This is a genomic window from Haemophilus sp. THUN1690 (assembly GCF_059704375.1).
On record NZ_AP046582.1, the window covers coordinates 918,500 to 938,799 of the forward strand.

A 20,300-nucleotide genomic window follows, 5' to 3' on the forward strand; every position below is an offset into this window, starting at 1 on the left:
TTTCCTTTATTAAGCGAAGACCATCCATAACGGCAAACAAACAGCAATAAATAATAGGATAAATAAACTATTGGCAGATAATTTCCACTTTTGGAAACTATGCAAAATCAGAATAGCCGCAATAACAAAATGGCAAACAAAATAAATGATGTAAGCAAAAATACTGTCAGAATTAACCGCACTTTCCATGCCATTTAAAAGTAAAAATAAAAATATTGCCAAAGCATTTAAGGCCAGCAATATAATCATGGCTAAGGGCAACAATGCAATAAAACCTTGTAAACGATTTCGTGCAATAACAAGCGCAAGATTTGCCAAAATCACGCCAGATAAAATCGGTGCAAACGGGTTATACTCAGCAAAATCACTTGCAGGAAGCACGGCAAAAATCATTAAATAACTCAAGCAACCTAAACCCGCAATTAATGCAGCCATCAATAAAAAACTGTTACGGATTTTTTCAGTTTTTGGTTGTTTCCAAATAAAATACACAACAGAAAGGCCACATACGCTCATCACGTTAGTAAGCGTGTGATTATTCTGTAATAGGCTTATCAGCAACCACACCGCCCAATAAATAGCAAAAGTCAAATTAACTTTGATTAAACGACCACGTTGTCCTGGGCAAATTTCGCCGCGATAAAACACCAACAAAGAAATTAGCTGTGCAACCAACACGCCTACACCTAAATGGGGCATTGTTTGCTTTTCAGATTGCAAAGAAAAAATAAATAGATCGATGCCAAGCACCATTGAGATCGATAATATCGCAAGCAATGCCGCGATATATTTAGAAGATTGTTCTGACATAATTTTGACGTCTGAAAAAATAATGCGCCATTATGCTAAAAATTCATTAAATTTTAAAGTAGAATGAAACCAATTATAACCGCACTTAGGTACATAAATGTTACTTAGTATTTTATATATCATCGGTATCACCGCTGAAGGAATGACAGGTGCACTTGCGGCTGGTCGTGAAAAAATGGATATTTTTGGCGTGATAATTATCGCATCCGTCACTGCCATTGGAGGCGGCTCTGTGCGTGATGTACTACTCGGACATTACCCTCTCGGCTGGGTTAAGCATCCAGAATATTTTTTAATGGTGGCAAGTGCAGCGGTAATTACCGTGTATGTTGCACCGTTCATCAATCATTTTATGCGCTACTTTCGCACTATTTTCTTGGTACTCGATGCGATGGGTTTAGTGGTGTATTCCATTATTGGCGCACAAATTGCGATGGATATGGGACACGGTCTCACCATTGTAAGCATTGCAGGCTGTATTACAGGTGCCTTTGGCGGGGTTCTACGCGATATGCTATGCAATCGAATTCCTCTCGTATTCCAAAAAGAACTCTACGCCAGCATTGCGCTATTTGCTACTCTGACTTATTACGCATTAAGCACACTTCAAGTAGAACATACACTTGCCGTGTTACTCACACTTATTAGTAGCTTTACTTTGCGCCTTTTAGCTATTCATTTCGAATGGGGTTTACCCGTGTTTAATTACCAAGAACTCACATCGGAAGAACAAGATAAGCTGCCAAATAAAAAGAAATAAATACAATAAAGGGAATAACTATGCTAGAACAAATGGGTAAACAAGCCAAAGATGCCGCATTTATCTTGGCTCAACTCACCACTGCTGAAAAAAATCGTGCATTATCCATTATTGCAGAACAACTCGAACAACAAGCACCGCTTATCTTAGCCGAAAACGCAAAAGATATTGAACTTGCCAAACAAAATGGATTGTCTGATGCCTTGATTGATCGCCTACTGCTCACACAAGAACGTTTACAAGGCATTGCTAATGATGTACGCCACGTTATTTCTCTTGCAGATCCTGTTGGGAAAATCATAGACGGCGGCACATTGGATAGCGGACTTAAAATCGAACGCGTACGCACTCCGATCGGTGTCATTGGCACAATTTATGAAGCTCGCCCAAATGTGACCATTGATGTGGCAAGTCTTTGCCTTAAAACGGGTAATGCAGTGATTTTACGCGGCGGTAAGGAAACACAGTTTTCTAACAAGATCTTAATCGAAGTTGTACAAAATGCTTTAGAGCAAGCAGGCTTACCAAAATTTGCAGTGCAAGCCATTACCAATCCAAACCGTGAACTCGTTATGCAATTATTAAAACTAGATCGCTATGTGGATATGATTATTCCTCGTGGTGGTGCGGGTTTACATGAATTGTGTAAACAACATTCGACTATTCCAGTTATTGTGGGTGGTGTGGGTGTTTGCCATACTTTCGTTGAAGAAAGTGCGGATCAAAATAAAGCGATTTGTGTTATTGATAACGCTAAAACACAACGTCCAAGCACCTGTAACACATTGGAAACATTGTTAGTTCAACATTCTATTGCTAAAGAATTTTTACCAAAACTCGTCTCTCACCTCGCTACCAAAAACGTAAAATATCACGCAAAATCCACCGCACTTAATATATTAAAACAAGCGGGTGCGAATGTCTGCGAAGTGACAGAAAAAGAATTGCGCGAAGAATGGGGATCATTGGATTTGAATATCGTTGTTGTGGAAGATATTCATGCTGCTATTGAGTATATCCGCCAATATGGTACGCAACATTCTGAAAGTATTTTAACTTCCTCACAAAACCTCGCGCGTCAATTTATCAATCAAGTTGATGCGGCTGCCGTTTATGTGAATGCAAGTACACGCTTTACTGACGGCGGACAATTTGGATTAGGCGCAGAAGTTGCCGTGAGTACCCAAAAACTTCATGCTCGTGGCCCAATGGGATTAGAAGCATTAACAAGTTATAAATGGGTATGTGAAGGCGAATATACGGTTCGCAAATAAAACCCAAAGTGCGGTAATTTTTAGAAGAGATTATTTGCATATAAAAAAGTCCGCGAAATGCGGACTTTTTCATTATCTTTATTTGTCAGACTTACCCAAGTTATCAAAGAATTTTTTCACACCGTCCAAAAATCCTGAAGATTTCGGTGCATGTTTACTTAAATCTTTACCTTGTAAACTTTCTTCAAGTTTTTGGAGTAATTCTTTTTGCTCGCTGGTTAAATTAACGGGTGTTTCGACCACGATACGGCAAATTAAATCACCCGCATAACCACTACGTGTAGAGGAGACACCTTTGCCTCGCATGCGGAATAATTTTCCCGTTTGCGTTTCAGCTGGGATTTTAAGTTTCACTCGGCCATCTAAGGTCGGTACTTCAATTTCGCCGCCAAGCGCTGCTGTAGCAAAACTAATCGGTACTTCACAATATAAGTTGTTACCGTCACGTTCAAAAATGTTATGTTCTCTCACGTGAATCACAACATATAAATCTCCTGCTGGCGCGCCATTTTCACCTGCTGCGCCTTTTCCTGCTAAACGAAGTTGGTTGCCCGTATCTACGCCTGCTGGAATTTTTACTGAAAGATTTTCTTTCTTATGAACACGCCCTTCTCCATGACAGCTGCGACAAGGTTTTTCAATTTTCTTACCGCTACCATGACAAGTTGGACAGATACTTTCAGATACGAAGAAACCTTGTTGACGACGAATTCGACCAGAACCGTGACAATGCGGACAAGTTTCAACTTTAGAGCCTTTTTCAGCACCAGAACCACCACAGCTATCACAATGCACAAGAGTATTGATTTGAATATCTTTAGTTATACCTTTTACGGCTTCTTCTAAAGTGATTTCTAAGTCATAGCGTAAGTCTTCGCCACGAACAACTCGTTGACGACCACGGCCACCGCCACCAAAAATATCGCCAAAGATATCGCCAAACATATCACCAAAATCAGCACCGCCAAAGCCGCCACCGAAACCACCTGCGCCACCACCTTGTTCAAAGGCTGCGTGGCCATATTGATCATAAGCTGCGCGTTTTTGATCGTCGCCTAATACTTCATAAGCTTCATTAATTTCTTTGAATTTTTCTTCCGCTTCTTTACTGCCTTGGTTTTTATCAGGGTGATGTTTAGATGCTAAACGTTTATACGCACGTTTAATGTCATTCTCACTCGCCCCTTTTTTCAATCCAAGGACTTCGTAGTAATCTTTTTTTGCCATAGTGTTTCCGTATTTTTATTTGCAAATATTTTGTCATTTCTGACCGCTTACATTCGCTATTTTAGCAATGCGGGCAAATTGAAATGTAAATATCCACTTTTCCATTTGGATAATATTTCTCAAAATCCACTTTATAAGCACGTTTTAATAAGCCTTGCTTTTCTTTATTCCAAATGCGTTGCCACGTTTGAACTACTAATTCACAAGTCGTGGGGAAGATTTCATACCAAGTCAGATCTTCAATTTCAATGGTTGAAAAACTGCCTTCAGGTTTACTTTCTTGAGCAACAGCAACATCATAATAGCCCGTAAAATCCGATTCGTAATTCAGATAAACACCATAATAAGGCTCATTTTGAGGCAATTTTGCAAAATTATTCTGCCAAAGCTCTCCTATCTTTTCTGCGGGATTTTCTTTTGTGTTATGCGTACGAATTGTAGCAAGTGGATAAAGTGTAAGTGGCATAACTATTCCTTAAATTTACAAAATTCTGGGTAAATTTGGGCGCTTATAACATACTCCCCTCTTTAGCAAAGAGGAGATTTGGCAGAAGTAAATTTAGCTAATAAGAGAATTTGATATCGCTATCAAATATCCCCTAACCCCTCTTTTCTAAAGAGGGGGATCATTTATATACACCAAAAGGGCGTGTTTCCACGCCCTTTGTTTATGGTAAGAAGAGCGGTGAATTATTTATTATCTTTCACTTCTTCAAATTCAGCATCTACCACGCCATCATCTTTTGCTGATGATTGTTGTGGTTGCTCGCCACCAGCTTGTTGAGCTTTTGCTTGGGCTGCTTGCATTAATGGTTCAGAGGCTTTAATTACTGCTTCAATTTTCGCTTCAATTTCTGCTTTATCTTCACCTTTTGCCGCTGTTTCAAGATCAGCGACTGCAGCTTCAATTTTCTCTTTGTCTGCGGCACTCAATGCATCGCCAGCTTCTGCAATTTGTTTACGTGTTGCGTGAGTAATACCATCTGCTTGGTTACGAGCTTGAACAACTTCTTCAAATTTACGGTCTGCATCAGCATTTGCTTCTGCATCACGCACCATTTGTTGAATTTCTTCATCAGATAAGCCAGAAGATGCTTGAATACGAATTTGTTGTTCTTTACCCGTATTTTTATCTTTTGCAGATACGTTGATTACGCCGTTTGCATCGATATCAAATGTTACTTCGATTTGTGGCATACCACGCGGTGCAGGATTAATACCTTCTAGGTTGAATTGACCTAAAGATTTATTGTCTGCCGCACGTTTACGTTCACCTTGAAGAACGTGAATAGTTACCGCACTTTGGTTATCTTCCGCTGTTGAGAACACTTGCGATTTTTTGGTTGGAATCGTGGTATTTTTCTCAATTAAAGTGGTCATCACACCGCCCATGGTTTCGATACCTAAAGATAATGGGGTTACGTCTAATAAAAGAACGTCTTTCACATCACCTTTTAATACACCACCTTGAACAGCCGCACCGATTGCCACCGCTTCATCAGGGTTAACATCTTTACGAGCTTCTTTACCAAAGAACTCTGCAACTTTTTGTTGTACAAGTGGCATACGAGTTTGACCACCCACAAGAATAATGTCGTGAATTTCACTCACGCCTTTACCTGCATCTTTTAATACAGCTTTCAAAGACTCAATTGAGCTTGCCACTAAATCTTCTACTAATGCTTCTAATTTTGCACGAGTGATATTTAATGCTAAGTGTTTAGGGCCTGTCGCATCTGCAGTGATGTAAGGTAAGTTTACTTCGGTGGATTGCGCTGATGAAAGTTCAATTTTTGCTTTCTCTGCAGCTTCTTTCACACGTTGTAACGCCATTGGGTCATGACGTAAATCGATGTTTTGTTCTTTTTTGAATTCATCAATAATGTAATCAATTACACGGTTATCGAAGTCTTCACCACCTAAGTGAGTGTTACCACCTGTTGCTAATACTTCGAAAGTTTGTTCGCCATCAAAGTTATCAATTTCGATGATTGAAATATCGAATGTACCACCACCTAAGTCGTAAACTGCGATCACTTGGTTCTCTTTGCTTGAACCTAAACCAAACGCTAACGCAGCCGCTGTTGGTTCATTAATGATACGTTTAACGTCTAAACCTGCGATTTTACCTGCATCAATAGTTGCTTGACGTTGTGCATCGTTAAAGTATGCTGGAACAGTAATTACCGCTTCTGTTACAGATTCACCCAAGAAATCTTCTGCCGTTTTTTTCATTTTTTTCAATACTTCAGCAGAGATTTGTGGTGGTGCTAATTTATCACCTTTTACGTTTACCCAAGCATCGCCATTGTCAGCACGAGTAATTTCGAAAGGCATAATCTTAATATCGCGTTGAACTTCTTCACTTTCAAAACGACGACCAATTAAACGTTTAATCGCAAACAATGTATTTTTCGGGTTAGTGATTGCTTGACGTTTTGCTGGCTGACCAACTAAGGTTTCATTATCTGTATAAGCAATAATTGAAGGAGTTGTACGTGCACCTTCTGCATTTTCAATTACGCGCGCTTTGTCGCCGTCCATTACAGCTACACAAGAGTTTGTTGTACCTAAGTCAATACCAATAATTTTTCCCATTTTGTACTCCTAGTAAAAATTTTAAAATTCGGGGTTGAACTTATAAACGTCTCAAAATAGCCTCTATCACAAATATTTTTGAAACATCTACAAGCCCTATTTGTTACGAATTGTAAGATGTGGATATTCTTTCGCATTTCAAGAGAAAATTTTAAAAATTTTTTATTTCTTCAAGTGCGGTGATTTCCGTTCTTGTTTTCAAGATAAGTCTCAAATGATGAACTTCAAGGGGAAAACAAAAATTTTCATGCAAGAAAAAGGGATTTATGATAAATTTGGCGAAAATTTTTACTTTAAAATAGGAAAGAAATAAATGAAAAAATCAAAAATTGCTGCAGGCGTAGTCGTTGCTCTTGCTGCCGTTTGGTGTACCGGTGCATGGTTTACAGGGAAAAAAGCGGAAGAAGAATATTTACATCAACTAAAACAGTTAAATCAACTATTTGCCAAAACAGATGCATTAGAAGAAAGTAAAATTTTTTATAAAAATATAAAATTTGATAGAGGATTATTTGCATCTCATATTCAAGATCAAATAGAAATCCACAAGGCAAATGAAACGATCCTTATTCCTTTATCATCAACACTTTATCACGGGCCTTTGCCGCTTGATCGTGTGGCGAAACTAAATTTCGTTCCAGCCATTTTTTCAAGCCAAACCTTGTTAGGAAAAAATGCAACAACTCAGGCATTCTTTGATATCACAAAATCAGAGAAACCGTTACAACTAAATGTCGCAATGAATTATTCATTAAGCGGTAATGCGGAATTAAAACTTGCAGCGGGGCAATATCACAATGAGCAATCCAAGGCTGATTTTGATTGGTCAAATGTCGTATTAAATATAGATTTAGACAAAAATGAACCAAGCAATTATACGTTATCTGTAGATGCATTTAATTCAAATGACCCAAATCATGCAGTTTCAACCGCTTCATCAATTAAAATAAAAGATCTTGTCGTACAAGGCTCACTACAAAGCACAAAATGGCCACTTATTTATAGCGGAAATATCAATAGTAAAATAGGCTATTTTGAGCAAAATACCGAATCTGCAGAGGCTGGGGAAAAATTCTCTCTGATTCAGAAAAACAGCCAAGCAAATTTAACTACACAAGTTCAGGGTGATACAGTAAATATCATCAATAAAACAAATCTGGATGAATTAAATATTAACGGTAACAACTTAGGTAAAGTGACCAACAATGTAGAATTCAACCATATTGATGGCAACGCATTACAAGAACTTTTAAACATTTTAGTAGCAATAGGCAAGGCTGATTCAGATATGCCGTTACCTAAACCATTAGTGCAAAAATTACAACAAGCAGGCATGGCCATTGCGAATAATCAGCCTCAAATTAAATTTGCCCCTCTTTCTATTTCTGATGAAAAAGGCAAAGTGGCATTGGATCTGAATATTGCTTTAGTGCCAAATCCTAAATTTGATTTAATGCGCAGCGACTTATACAAACAATTCAAAGATTTTTCGATCAATTTTGATGTGAACAAAGAAACTGCAATTTCATTGTTATCTAAATTTATACCAGAAAATCAAAAACAAGATTTAGTTTACAGAATGGACGAATTAATTGCTGAAGACGAAGCAAATGGCATTATCGTAAACACCGATAAAACCGTCACATTAACGCTTGCTTTAGAGAATAACGAATTGAAACTAAATGGTAAGCCAATCCCAGAAGAACAGTTGAAAATGGTACTCTTTATGCTTGTGATGGGGGGCTTTGGATGATAACAAAAACAGGGCGATAAATTATCGCCCTGTTTCACTATAAAGTGCGGTAAATTTTCGTTACAGTTTAAGCTAAACGTTCTTTTAAATACCCTTCATAATCTGGCACTTCAATTTCGACATCTTGTTCAAATAAAACTGAAGTTAACATAAAATCTGCGGAGCTTTGATTAATGGCAACAGGAATATTCCACACTGTTGCAATACGCATGAGGGCTTTCACATCTGGATCATGTGGTGCGGCATTCATTGGATCCCAAAAGAAGATCATCATGTCGATTTTCTTTTCTGCGATTAATCCGCCAAGTTGTTGGTCGCCGCCCATCGGACCACTTAATAAAGATTGAATGCTTAAACCTGTTTCTCGTTCTAAAATATGCCCTGTCGTACCTGTCGCATAAAGTATATGAGGCTTAAGTGCTTCTTTATGTTTTTGAGTCCAATTCAGTAAATTTTTTTTGCAGCTATCATGAGCCACAAGTGCAATACGTTTGTGTTGGGTGAGCGTTCGAGTTGTTATATGCATGATTGATTCCTTTTTGAAATAAGTTTGAAAAACTTTAAAGCAAAGCCCTACAGAATGCAATGTTTTACTTATGATTTTAATAGGCTTTACAAAAGGTGAGAAAAATTACCGCACTTTCAAAAGATTACCGATTAACACAGTACTCAACAGGGATATTTGATGAAAATTTACTATCTTTATCTCAAAAAATCTTCTAAAATTTGCAGGATTTGTTAAATGTTTGTAAAAAAGCAAGCATTTCTGATATTCGTGTTTAGTGTTTACTAAACTAATGTTCACTTAATTAACAGATAAGGAAAACCTATGTCTGAGATTTTAAAAAATGACGTTGATCCAATCGAAACTCAAGATTGGTTACAATCATTAGATTCTTTGATTCGTGAAGAAGGCGTAGAACGTGCACAATATATTATTGAGCAAGTTATCGGCCAAGCGCGCACCAACGGTGTTTCATTACCGACAGGTGTAACGACCGATTATGTCAATACTATTCCAGCTTCTGAACAACCTGCTTACCCAGGTGATCATGCTATTGAGCGTCGTATTCGTTCTGCTGTGCGTTGGAATGCTATTGCTATGGTATTGCGTAGTCAGAAGAAAGATCTTGACTTAGGTGGCCATATCTCAACTTTCCAATCTGCTGCAACCATGTATGAAGTTTGCTATAACCACTTCTTCAAAGCAGCAACCGAGAAAAACGGTGGTGACTTAATTTTCTTCCAAGGCCATGCAGCTCCAGGTATGTATGCGCGTGCATTCTTAGAAGGTCGTTTAACTGAAGAACAAATGGATAACTTCCGTCAAGAAGCCTTTACCGATGGTTTATCTTCATATCCACACCCTAAATTAATGCCTGAATTCTGGCAATTCTCTACGGTTTCTATGGGTTTAGGCCCTGTGAACGCCATCTACCAAGCGCGTTTCTTAAAATACTTAGATAACCGTGGCTTAAAAGATACCAAAGATCAAAAAGTCTATGCATTCTTAGGCGATGGTGAAATGGATGAAATTGAGTCTAAAGGTGCATTAACTTTTGCGGCTCGTGAGAAATTAGATAACTTAATCTTCACTATCAGCTGTAACTTACAACGCTTAGACGGCCCAGTTAATGGTAACGGTAAAATTGTTCAAGAATTAGAAGGATTATTTACTGGTGCGGGCTGGGAAGTGATTAAAGTTTTATGGGGAAGCGATTGGGATAAATTATTCGCGAAAGATACTTCTGGTAAATTAACTCAGTTAATGATGGAAGTGGTTGATGGGGATTATTTAACCTTTAAATCTAAAGATGGTGCTTATGTGCGTGAACACTTCTTCGGTCGTTATCCAGAAACCGCCGCATTAGTTGCTGATATGACGGATGATGAAATTTGGGCATTACGCCGTGGTGCACACGATAGCGAAAAATTATATGCAGCCTATGCAAAAGCACAAAATGCAACGAAACCAGTTGTGATTTTAGCGCATCAAGTTAAAGGTTATAAAATTCCTGAAGCGGAAAGTAAAAACACCGCTCACCAATCTAAAAAAATGTCTTACGAAAGCCTTAAAGGTTTCCGTGACTACTTCGATTTACCATTGACTGATGAGCAAGTAGAAAAATTAGAATACATTAAATTTTCTGAAGGTACCCCTGAATACGAATATTTACATGGCCACCGTAAAGCATTAAACGGTTATGTTCCTGCTCGTCGTACTAAATTTGATGTTGAATATAAAGTCCCTGCATTAGAAGAGTTTAAAGCATTATTAGAAGAACAACCACGTGGTATTTCAACTACAATGGCGTTTACTCGTGCATTAAACATCTTATTAAAAGATAAAAACATTGGTAAAACCATCGTTCCAATGATTGCTGATGAAGCACGTACTTTTGGTATGGAAGGTTTATTCCGTCAAGTTGGTATTTATAACCCACATGGTCAAAACTATGTACCTTCAGATCGTGACTTAGTTGCTTACTACCGCGAAGCAAAAGATGGTCAAGTTCTACAAGAAGGTATCAATGAATTAGGTGCAACCGCATCTTGGTTGGCCGCAGCGAATTCATACTCCGTTAATAATCAACCAATGATTCCATTCTTCATCTATTACTCAATGTTTGGTTTCCAACGTGTGGGCGATATGATGTGGGCTGCTGGTGACCAATTAGCTCGTGGTTTCATGGTGGGGGGTACTTCTGGTCGTACAACCCTGAACGGCGAAGGTTTACAACACGAAGATGGCCATAGCCATATTCAAGCAGGTATCATTCCTAACTGTGTCACTTACGACCCATCATTCGCATTCGAAGTTGCAGTAATTATGCAAGACGGTATTAACCGTATGTATGGCGAAAAACAAGAAGATGTATTCTATTACATGACAACATTAAATGAAGTCATGGATCAACCTGCAATGCCAGCTGGTGCAGAAGAAGGTATCCGTAAAGGTTTATACAAATTTGAAACAGTGGAAGGTAAAAAAGGCAAAGGCCACGTTCAATTGTTAGGTTCTGGTGCTATCATGCGTCATGTTCGTGAAGCGGCACAAATTCTTGCAAAAGATTATGGTGTCACCTCCGATGTATTCTCAGCACCTTCATTCAATGAATTAGCGCGTGAAGGTCACGATGCTGCACGTTGGAATTTATTACACCCGACAGAGACACAACGCGTACCATACGTTGCTCAAGTATTAGCTGATTTACCAACCGTTGCTTCAACTGACTATGTTAAAGCATACGCAGATCAAATCCGTGCATTCGTACCAAGTCGTCATTATCATGTGTTGGGTACAGATGGTTTCGGTCGTTCAGACAGCCGTGCAAACCTACGTGAACACTTCGAAGTTGATGCACGTTATGTTGTGGTTGCTGCACTTTCTCAATTAGCGAAAGAAGGTACAGTATCTAACCAAGTTGTTGCAGATGCGATTGCGAAATTCGGTTTGAATGTAGATCGTATCAATCCGCTTTACGCGTAATTGATGAAAACTGCGGTCAAAAAACATCGTGTTTTATGACCGCACTTTAAAAGGAACAAAAAAATGTCAAAACAAATTCAAATTCCTGATATTGGTAGTGATGAAGTTACAGTAACAGAAGTCATGGTAAACGTAGGCGATACCATTTCTGTTGATCAATCAATCATTAATGTTGAAGGTGATAAGGCTTCAATGGAAGTGCCTGCACCAGAAGCAGGTGTTGTAAAAGAGGTTTTAGTCAAAGTCGGTGATAAAGTCACAACAGGCACCCCAATGCTCGTATTAGAAGCAGCGGGCGCAGCACCAGCGGCTGAAGCACCTGCAGCACCAGTAGCTGCTACCGCACCAACTGCGTCGGCTGTTGTTGAAGTAAACGTACCAGATATTGGTTCTGATGAAGTAAACGTTACTGAAATTATGGTTAAAGTGGGTGATAGTGTTGAAGTTGATCAATCAATCATCAATGTTGAAGGCGATAAAGCTTCAATGGAAGTTCCAGCACCAATAGCAGGTGTGGTAAAAGAAATTTTAATTAATGTCGGTGATAAAGTTTCAACTGGCAAACTCATCATGAAATTTGAAACGGCATCAGCTGCTCCAGTTGCTGCGGCTGCACCAGCTCAAACAGCAGCACCTGTAACTGCCACAACATCTGCAATTAAAGATGTGAATGTGCCAGATATCGGTGGTGATGAAGTCAATGTGACTGAAATTATGGTTGCCGTTGGTGATACTGTTTCAGAAGATCAATCATTAATTACTGTTGAAGGTGATAAAGCGTCAATGGAAGTTCCTGCTCCATTCGGTGGTGTAGTAAAAGAAATTCTCGTGAAATCAGGTGATAAAGTATCGACTGGTTCATTAATTATGCGCTTTGAAGTAGCGGGTGTAGCACCAGCTGCAACAGCACCAGCTCAAGCATCAGCACCACAAGTTGCATCTCCTGCACCTACTGCACAACCTGCTCAATCTGGCAATGTATCGGGCTTAAGCCAAGAACAAGTGGTAGCAAGTGCTGGCTATGCGCATGCTACCCCAGTTATTCGTCGTTTAGCACGTGAATTTGGCGTAAACTTAGATAAAGTAAAAGGTACAGGCCGTAAAGGGCGTATCGTTAAAGAAGATATCGAAGCTTATGTGAAGACCGCCGTTAAAGCTTATGAAAGCGGTGCAACAGCACAAGCTGCTGGCAATGGTGTAGCAAATGGCGCTGGCTTAGGCTTATTACCATGGCCAAAAGTTGATTTCAGTAAATTTGGAGAAATTGAAGAAGTTGAATTAAGTCGTATCAACAAAATTTCAGGTGCAAACTTACATCGTAACTGGGTAATGATTCCACACGTTACTCACTTCGATAAAGCAGATATCACGGATTTAGAAGCATTCCGTAAAGAACAAAATGCGTTAGCAGAAAAACAAAAACTCGGCGTAAAAATCACGCCAGTTGTGTTCATTATGAAAGCTGTGGCAAAAGCATTAGAAGCGTATCCACGTTTCAATAGCTCAATTACTGAAGATGCACAACGCTTAATCCTGAAAAAATATATTAACATCGGTGTCGCAGTAGATACGCCAAATGGCTTAGTCGTGCCTGTATTCAAGAACGTGAACAAAAAAGGCATTATCGAACTTTCGCGTGAATTAATGGAAGTATCGAAAAAAGCACGTGAAGGCAAATTGACTGCATCTGATATGCAAGGTGGCTGTTTCACTATTTCAAGTCTTGGTGGAATTGGTACAACTCACTTTGCACCTATCGTAAACGCGCCAGAAGTTGCCATCCTTGGTGTATCTAAATCATCAATGGAACCAGTATGGAATGGTAAAGAATTTGCGCCGCGCTTAATTCTTCCGATGTCGTTATCATTCGACCACCGTGTTATTGATGGTGCGGATGGTGCTCGATTCATCAGCTATATCGGTGCTGTATTAGCAGATTTACGCCGTTTGATTATGTAATAACGCCCCTTTCTTCTAATTAGAAGAAAGGGCGTTTTAGCAAATCCATTACGATCGCCAAAAGTGCGGTCAATATTTTGAACGTTTTTACGAGGTAAAAATGAGTAAAGAAATTAAAACCCAAGTCGTCGTGCTTGGTGCAGGCCCAGCGGGTTATTCAGCTGCGTTCCGTTGTGCGGATTTAGGCTTAGAAACTGTATTAGTTGAACGTTATTCAACTCTTGGAGGGGTTTGTTTAAATGTAGGTTGTATCCCGTCTAAAGCATTGTTGCATGTAGCAAAAGTGATTGAAGAGGCAAAACACGCAAGTAAAAATGGTGTTTACTTTGGTGAGCCAAAAATTGATTTAGATGAAGTTCGTGCAGGTAAAGAAGCAGTTGTCGCTAAATTAACTGGTGGTTTAGCGGGTATGGCAAAAGCGCGTAAAGTCACTGTTGTTGAAGGCTTAGCAGCATTCACTGATCCTAATACTTTAGTCGCGCGTGACCGTGATGGGCATCCAACTACAATCAAATTTGATAATGCTATTATTGCAGCAGGCTCTCGCCCAATTGAATTACCATTTATTCCACATGAAGATCCACGTATTTGGAACTCAACTGATGCGCTAAAATTAAAAGAAGTACCTAAAAAACTTCTCATTATGGGTGGCGGTATCATCGGTTTAGAAATGGGTACGGTTTACCACGCATTAGGTTCAGAAATTGAAGTTGTGGAAATGTTCGACCAAGTTATCCCTGCAGCGGATAAAGATGTTGTTGCAATTTACACCAAACAAATCGAGAAAAAATTCAAATTAATGCTTGAAACCAAAGTGACTGCTGTTGAAGCAAAAGATGATGGTATCTACGTTTCAATGGAAGGCAAAGCATGCAATGACACCAAACGTTATGATGCAGTGCTTGTCGCTATCGGTCGTGTACCAAATGGCAAATTGATTGATGCAGGTAAAGCAGGCGTTGAAGTGGATGATCGTGGTTTCATTCATGTTGATAAACAAATGCGCACCAATGTGCCACATATCTTTGCAATCGGCGATATTGTTGGCCAACCAATGTTAGCACACAAAGGTGTTCATGAAGGCCACGTTGCTGCAGAAGTCATTGCGGGACAAAAACACTACTTCGATCCTAAAGTTATTCCATCCATCGCTTATACCGAACCAGAAGTGGCTTGGGTAGGTAAAACTGAGAAAGAATGTAAACAAGAAGGTTTAAACTACGAAGTCGCTAAATTCCCTTGGGCAGCATCAGGCCGCGCGATTGCATCTGAATGTTCAGAAGGTATGACAAAGTTAATCTTTGATAAAGACACTCATCGGGTACTTGGAGGTGCAATCGTAGGTTCTAACGGTGGTGAATTATTAGGTGAAATCGGTCTAGCCATTGAGATGGGTTGCGACGCAGAAGATATCGCATTAACTATCCACGCCCACCCAACTTTACACGAGTCTGTTGGTTTAGCCGCGGAAGTATTTGAAGGCTCAATCACTGACCTTCCAAATGCAAAATCGAAGAAAAAATAATTTCTATTTAAGAAGTTTTAATTCAGCTAAAATTATAAATTTAAACCTAAATAAAAATCCCCAATAGGGGATTTTTATTTTCCTATCTTTTTACTTTTTTATGATAAGATACCGTCCTAAAAACGTTTCTTTTTTACCGCACTTTTGAGCATTATTTATGACTACACAACTTGATTTAATTAAATCTTCTATCAAATCAATTCCTAACTATCCAAAAGAAGGCATTATCTTCCGCGACATTACTACCCTTTTAGAAGTTCCAGCAGCTTTTAAAGCAACAGTAGATCTTATTGTGGAACAATATCATGATAAAGAAATTACCAAAGTACTTGGAACTGAATCTCGTGGTTTTATTTTTGGAGCACCTGTTGCCTTAGCACTAGGTTTACCTTTCGAATTAGTACGTAAACCTAAAAAATTACCACGCGAAACCATTTCTCAATCTTATCAACTAGAATATGGTCAAGATACTTTGGAAATGCACGTTGATGCAATTTCAGAAGGTGACAATGTTTTAATCATTGATGATTTATTAGCAACAGGTGGCACAGTTGAAGCTACAGTAAAATTAGTGCAACGTTTAGGTGGAGTGGTAAAACACGCTGCATTTGTCATTAATTTACCTGAATTGGGTGGCGAAAAACGCTTAAATAATTTGGGCATTGATTGCTATACACTCGTCAATTTTGAAGGTCATTAATTAAGGATTCGATGAGCTATCAAGTCTTAGCCAGAAAGTGGCGACCAAAAACATTTGCTGATGTCGTTGGGCAAGAACACATTATCACGGCATTAGCAAATGGATTAAAAGATAATAGACTACATCACGCTTACCTCTTTTCAGGCACGCGTGGAGTAGGGAAAACCTCTATTGCCAGATTATTTGCAAAAGGATTAAATTGTGTACATGGTGTAACAGCTACACCTTGTGGTGAATGTGAAAATTGTAAAGCTATTGAACAAGGTAATTTCATTGATTTAATTGAAATTGATGCGGCATCCCGCACAAAAGTTGAAGACACGCGTGAATTATTGGATAACGTGCAATATAAACCTGTTGTGGGCAGATTTAAGGTTTATTTAATTGATGAAGTCCACATGCTATCCCGTCATTCATTTAATGCGTTGCTCAAGACTTTGGAAGAACCACCCGAATATGTAAAATTCTTACTTGCGACAACTGATCCACAAAAATTACCTGTAACCATTCTTTCTCGCTGTTTACAATTTCATCTCAAAGCATTAGATGAAACCCAAATCTCCCAGCATCTTGCCCATATTTTGACGCAAGAAAATATTCATTTTGAAGATCCTGCATTAGTTAAACTTGCAAAAGCGGCGCAAGGAAGTATTCGTGATAGCTTAAGTTTAACGGATCAAGCCATTGCAATGGGAGACCGACAAATTACAAATAGTGTTGTAAGTAATATGTTAGGGTTGCTTGATGATAACTATTCTGTTGATATTTTATACGCCTTACACCAAGGTAATGGTGAACTCTTAATGCGAACACTGCAAAGAGTTGCAGATGCGGCAGGCGATTGGGACAAATTACTTGGCGAATGTGCAGAAAAATTACATCAAATTGCACTCATGCAACTTCTTCCACAAAAATCTTCAGATGACAACGAACATTTTTCATTTTTAGCCAAACATATCTCTCCAGAAGATGTTCAGTTTTTTTATCAGGTCATTGTTTCTGGTAGAAAAGACTTATCAAATGCGCCAAACCGTCGTATTGGCACAGAAATGACATTATTGAGGGCATTGGCATTCCACCCAAAGTTCCTTACGGCAGTACCAAAGGCTAACACCAGTATTACTCGACCGCCATCAACTCCAAGTGCGGTTGAAAATACAGGTAATTATGTAGATGTGCCGGTACTGTCGCAAAGTATAAAATCAGCTTATTCTCAAGCAAAACCAAATAAAACGAGCATTCCAAATTTGGCAAGTCTTTCGGCTCTAGATGCGCTTGAACATTTAACACAACTGGAAAACCAAGAACGTCAAGAACACAAAGCTGAATCATTAGCTGCGGTAAGTGAAACTTTACATCACATCCAAGAGCTGGACGAAGAAAAATCCCATAAAAAAATGACCGCACTTCCTGTGCGAGAAATGACTGAGCCGAAGCCCAAGCACATAGAAAAGCCTACATCACCATCAAATGCCGCACAGACTCCACAAGAAAATAGCACTGAAGAAAATTCAAGTGATGATAATGTAGAAATTGCCCAAGATGAGCAAGAAATCTTGAGTGCTGACACCTATCGTTGGGAATGGAGCAATCCAGAACTTGCTAAAGCCGATACAGGCGTTCGTCCTTCCGATATAAAACAAGCGATTTTGAAAGATATTACGCCTGAACTACGCTTAAAAATCATTACCCAAACTCAACAACAAGATGAATGGGCAGATATAGTTGAGCGTTCTGGTGTAACAGGATTTAGCAAAGAATTAGCGTTAAATTGTTTCTTACAAAGCAAAACTGATGATGAAATCAATCTTGGACTACATTCAGAAAAATCTCATTTACGCCAAGACAGAAGCATAAAAAATTTGGTTGAAGCTTTAAGCAAATTGCAAAGTAAAGATATTCGATTAACAATTAATATTGATGATAGCAATGTCACGACTCCAATTGAATATCGCCGCAATATTTATCAAGCATTGCGGGAAAAAGCTCAAAATGAGTTGCAAAAAGATAGTAAATTACAAATTCTACTTAATGAGTTTGACGCAAAATTAGATATAGAGAGTATTCGACCAGTTTAAAGACAATATTATATTGAAAACTCCCGTTTCAAGTCAGAATATTTTTATAAACCTCTACCATTTTGTATTTTTTTAATCTAAAATTCGTCAATTTGTTTTTTAAGAGTCAAAAGGAGAGTGAAAATGAAACTGGTTGAAGTAAAACACCCACTTGTAAAACACAAACTAGGTGTGATGCGTGAAGCTGAGATTGATACAAAAAAATTCCGTGAACTGGCAACAGAAATCGGTAGCCTATTAACCTATGAAGCAACGTCTGATTTAGAAACTGAAAAAGTAACGATCAACGGTTGGAATGGCCCAGTAGAAATCGATCGAATTAAAGGTAAAAAAGTAACGGTTGTTCCAATTTTACGTGCAGGTTTAGGTATGATGGATGGTGTACTTGAACATGTACCAAGCGCACGTATCAGCGTAGTGGGAATCTACCGTAATGAAGAAACCCTTGAACCAGTCCCTTACTTCCAAAAATTAGCTAGCGATTTAGAAGAGCGTCTCGCAATTGTGGTCGATCCGATGCTTGCAACAGGCGGTTCTATGATTGCAACCCTTGATCTTTTAAAAGCAAAAGGTTGTAAACACATCAAAGTATTAGTGTTGGTCGCTGCGCCAGAAGGTATTAAGGCGCTTGAAGCTGCACATCCTGACATTGAACTTTACTGCGCTTCTATTGATGGCCATCTAAATGAACATGGTTACATTATTCCGGGTCTAGGTGACGCGGGTGATAAAATTTTTGGGACCAAATAATCCCAAAAAATAAAAGATAGACGGCATTTTCTTGCCGTCTTTTTGTGTGCGTGAAACACAAGAAAAACTGACCGCACTTTAAGTTAATTCAAACAGAGAGTTGAAACTAAATGACAAATCAAACTTCTTCGTTCCCTTCGGAAAAACAAAGTACATTAAAACAATCATTCGTTGGACTACAGATGCTCTTCGTCGCATTTGGTGCGCTCGTTCTTGTACCATTAATTACAGGACTTGATTCCAATACCGCATTATTAACTGCCGGCGTTGGCACCCTACTCTTCCAACTTTGCACAGGCAAACAAGTTCCTATTTTCTTAGCCTCATCTTTTGCCTTTATCGCGCCAATTCAATATGGTGTTCAAACTTGGGGCATTGCGACCACTATGGGTGGTTTAGCATCTGCTGGTCTTGTATATCTAGCACTAAGCATGTTAGTAAAATTACGTGGAACAGAAGCATTACAACGCATTTTCCCACCGATTGTCGTTGGTCCAGTAATTATTATTATTGGTATGGGACTTGCTCCTGTGGCAGTTGATATGTCACTAGGCAAAAATAGTGCTTATGCTTATAACGACGCGGTATTAGTTTCAATGGTAACTCTTCTTACTACTTTGTCTGTAGCTGTATTTGCCAAAGGATTGATGAAACTCATCCCGATTATGTTTGGTATTACTGCGGGCTATATTTTATGTTTATTCCTAGGTTTAATTAATTTCCAACCAGTGATCGATGCGCCTTGGTTCAGCTTACCAAAATTAACTGCGCCTGAATTTAACCTAGAAGCTATTCTTTATATGTTACCCATTGCCATTGCACCTGCAGTAGAACACGTGGGAGGCATCATGGCAATCAGCTCTGTGACAGGTAAAGACTTTTTAAAAAAACCAGGATTACACCGCACTTTATTAGGTGATGGCTTAGCAACAGCAGCTGCATCTTTAGTGGGTGGACCACCAAATACAACCTATGCGGAAGTAACTGGTGCCGTAATGTTAACCCGAAATTTCAACCCTAATATTATGACTTGGGCTGCAGTTTGGGCTATTGCCATTTCATTCTGTGGAAAAGTAGGCGCATTCCTATCAACGATTCCAACTATTGTAATGGGTGGGATTATGATGCTTGTTTTCGGTTCAATCGCAGTCGTGGGCATGAGCACCTTAATTCGTGGCAAAGTTGATGTTACCGAAGCACGTAATCTGTGTATTATTTCTGTCGTCATGACATTTGGTATCGGCAATATGTTTGTAGATGTGGGTAACGTATCACTAAAAGGTATCAGCTTGTGCGCGATTGTTGCTATCATCTTAAACCTTGTTTTACCGAAAGCAAAAAATGAAGTAGAATAAGATTCCTTTTAAAAGGGTTAA

The 20,300-nt window shown here is 39.0% G+C and carries 15 protein-coding genes; 10 read left to right on the forward strand and 5 right to left on the reverse strand.

The features are described 5' to 3' along the window. Positions 1–9: 9 nt before the first annotated feature. A complete protein-coding gene (locus AC6H22_RS04295; RefSeq protein WP_046953049.1) occupies positions 10–810 on the reverse strand; it encodes an HI_1241 family integral membrane domain in 801 nt (266 codons plus the stop codon). Positions 811–907: 97 nt separating this feature from the next. On the opposite strand from AC6H22_RS04295, the gene AC6H22_RS04300 reads away from it, so the two are divergent. Next, positions 908–1,570 (forward strand): trimeric intracellular cation channel family protein, encoded by a 663-nt coding sequence (locus AC6H22_RS04300; RefSeq protein WP_005646565.1) that lies wholly within the window; start codon positions 908–910, stop codon positions 1,568–1,570. Positions 1,571–1,590: 20 nt separating this feature from the next. Then, entirely contained in the window at positions 1,591–2,844 is a 1,254-nt protein-coding gene (proA, locus tag AC6H22_RS04305; protein WP_497513026.1) for a glutamate-5-semialdehyde dehydrogenase, read from the forward strand. Positions 2,845–2,922: 78 nt separating this feature from the next. On the opposite strand, the gene dnaJ is transcribed toward proA, so the two are convergent. The 3 genes from dnaJ to dnaK form a co-directional block, all read right to left on the reverse strand. Next, a complete protein-coding gene (dnaJ, locus tag AC6H22_RS04310; RefSeq protein WP_497513024.1) occupies positions 2,923–4,071 on the reverse strand; it encodes a molecular chaperone DnaJ in 1,149 nt (382 codons plus the stop codon). 61 nt (positions 4,072–4,132) lie between these two features. Beyond that, positions 4,133–4,537, reverse strand: a complete 405-nt coding sequence (locus AC6H22_RS04315; RefSeq protein WP_497515419.1) for a GyrI-like domain-containing protein — start codon at positions 4,535–4,537, stop codon at positions 4,133–4,135. Between the two features lie 224 nt (positions 4,538–4,761). Continuing rightward, positions 4,762–6,669 carry a molecular chaperone DnaK gene (gene dnaK / locus AC6H22_RS04320; RefSeq protein ID WP_497515420.1) on the reverse strand — a complete coding sequence of 636 codons (1,908 nt, stop codon included), beginning with the start codon at positions 6,667–6,669 and terminating at the stop codon, positions 4,762–4,764. A gap of 313 nt (positions 6,670–6,982) precedes the next feature. On the opposite strand from dnaK, the gene AC6H22_RS04325 reads away from it, so the two are divergent. Beyond that, positions 6,983–8,422, forward strand: coding sequence for a YdgA family protein (locus AC6H22_RS04325; protein WP_497513016.1), 1,440 nt, complete (start codon positions 6,983–6,985; stop codon positions 8,420–8,422). 67 nt (positions 8,423–8,489) lie between these two features. Here the strand turns inward: AC6H22_RS04325 and mgsA are convergent, their stop codons facing one another. Beyond that, positions 8,490–8,948 (reverse strand): methylglyoxal synthase, encoded by a 459-nt coding sequence (gene mgsA, locus AC6H22_RS04330; RefSeq protein ID WP_048954058.1) that lies wholly within the window; start codon positions 8,946–8,948, stop codon positions 8,490–8,492. A gap of 303 nt (positions 8,949–9,251) precedes the next feature. Between mgsA and aceE the strand changes: the two genes are divergently transcribed. The 7 genes from aceE to AC6H22_RS04365 all read left to right on the forward strand — a co-directional run bounded on the left by aceE (position 9,252) and on the right by AC6H22_RS04365 (position 20,279). Further along, on the forward strand, positions 9,252–11,912 hold the full coding sequence (gene aceE, locus AC6H22_RS04335) for a pyruvate dehydrogenase (acetyl-transferring), homodimeric type (protein WP_118817032.1): 2,661 nt from the start codon (positions 9,252–9,254) through the stop codon (positions 11,910–11,912). Between the two features lie 63 nt (positions 11,913–11,975). Then, on the forward strand, positions 11,976–13,871 hold the full coding sequence (aceF, locus tag AC6H22_RS04340; RefSeq protein WP_118817033.1) for a pyruvate dehydrogenase complex dihydrolipoyllysine-residue acetyltransferase: 1,896 nt from the start codon (positions 11,976–11,978) through the stop codon (positions 13,869–13,871). A gap of 100 nt (positions 13,872–13,971) precedes the next feature. After that, positions 13,972–15,396, forward strand: a complete 1,425-nt coding sequence (lpdA, locus tag AC6H22_RS04345; protein WP_118817034.1) for a dihydrolipoyl dehydrogenase — start codon at positions 13,972–13,974, stop codon at positions 15,394–15,396. 157 nt (positions 15,397–15,553) lie between these two features. Continuing rightward, positions 15,554–16,096, forward strand: coding sequence for an adenine phosphoribosyltransferase (apt, locus tag AC6H22_RS04350; protein WP_046953035.1), 543 nt, complete (start codon positions 15,554–15,556; stop codon positions 16,094–16,096). An 11-nt stretch (positions 16,097–16,107) separates the two neighbouring features. Then, positions 16,108–18,174: a DNA polymerase III subunit gamma/tau gene (gene dnaX, locus AC6H22_RS04355; protein WP_046953034.1), complete on the forward strand. Its 2,067-nt coding sequence runs from the start codon at positions 16,108–16,110 to the stop codon at positions 18,172–18,174. Between the two features lie 123 nt (positions 18,175–18,297). Next, a complete protein-coding gene (upp, locus tag AC6H22_RS04360) occupies positions 18,298–18,924 on the forward strand; it encodes a uracil phosphoribosyltransferase (RefSeq protein ID WP_118817035.1) in 627 nt (208 codons plus the stop codon). 110 nt (positions 18,925–19,034) lie between these two features. Next, entirely contained in the window at positions 19,035–20,279 is a 1,245-nt protein-coding gene (locus AC6H22_RS04365; protein ID WP_005628846.1) for a nucleobase:cation symporter-2 family protein, read from the forward strand. Positions 20,280–20,300 lie beyond the last annotated feature (21 nt).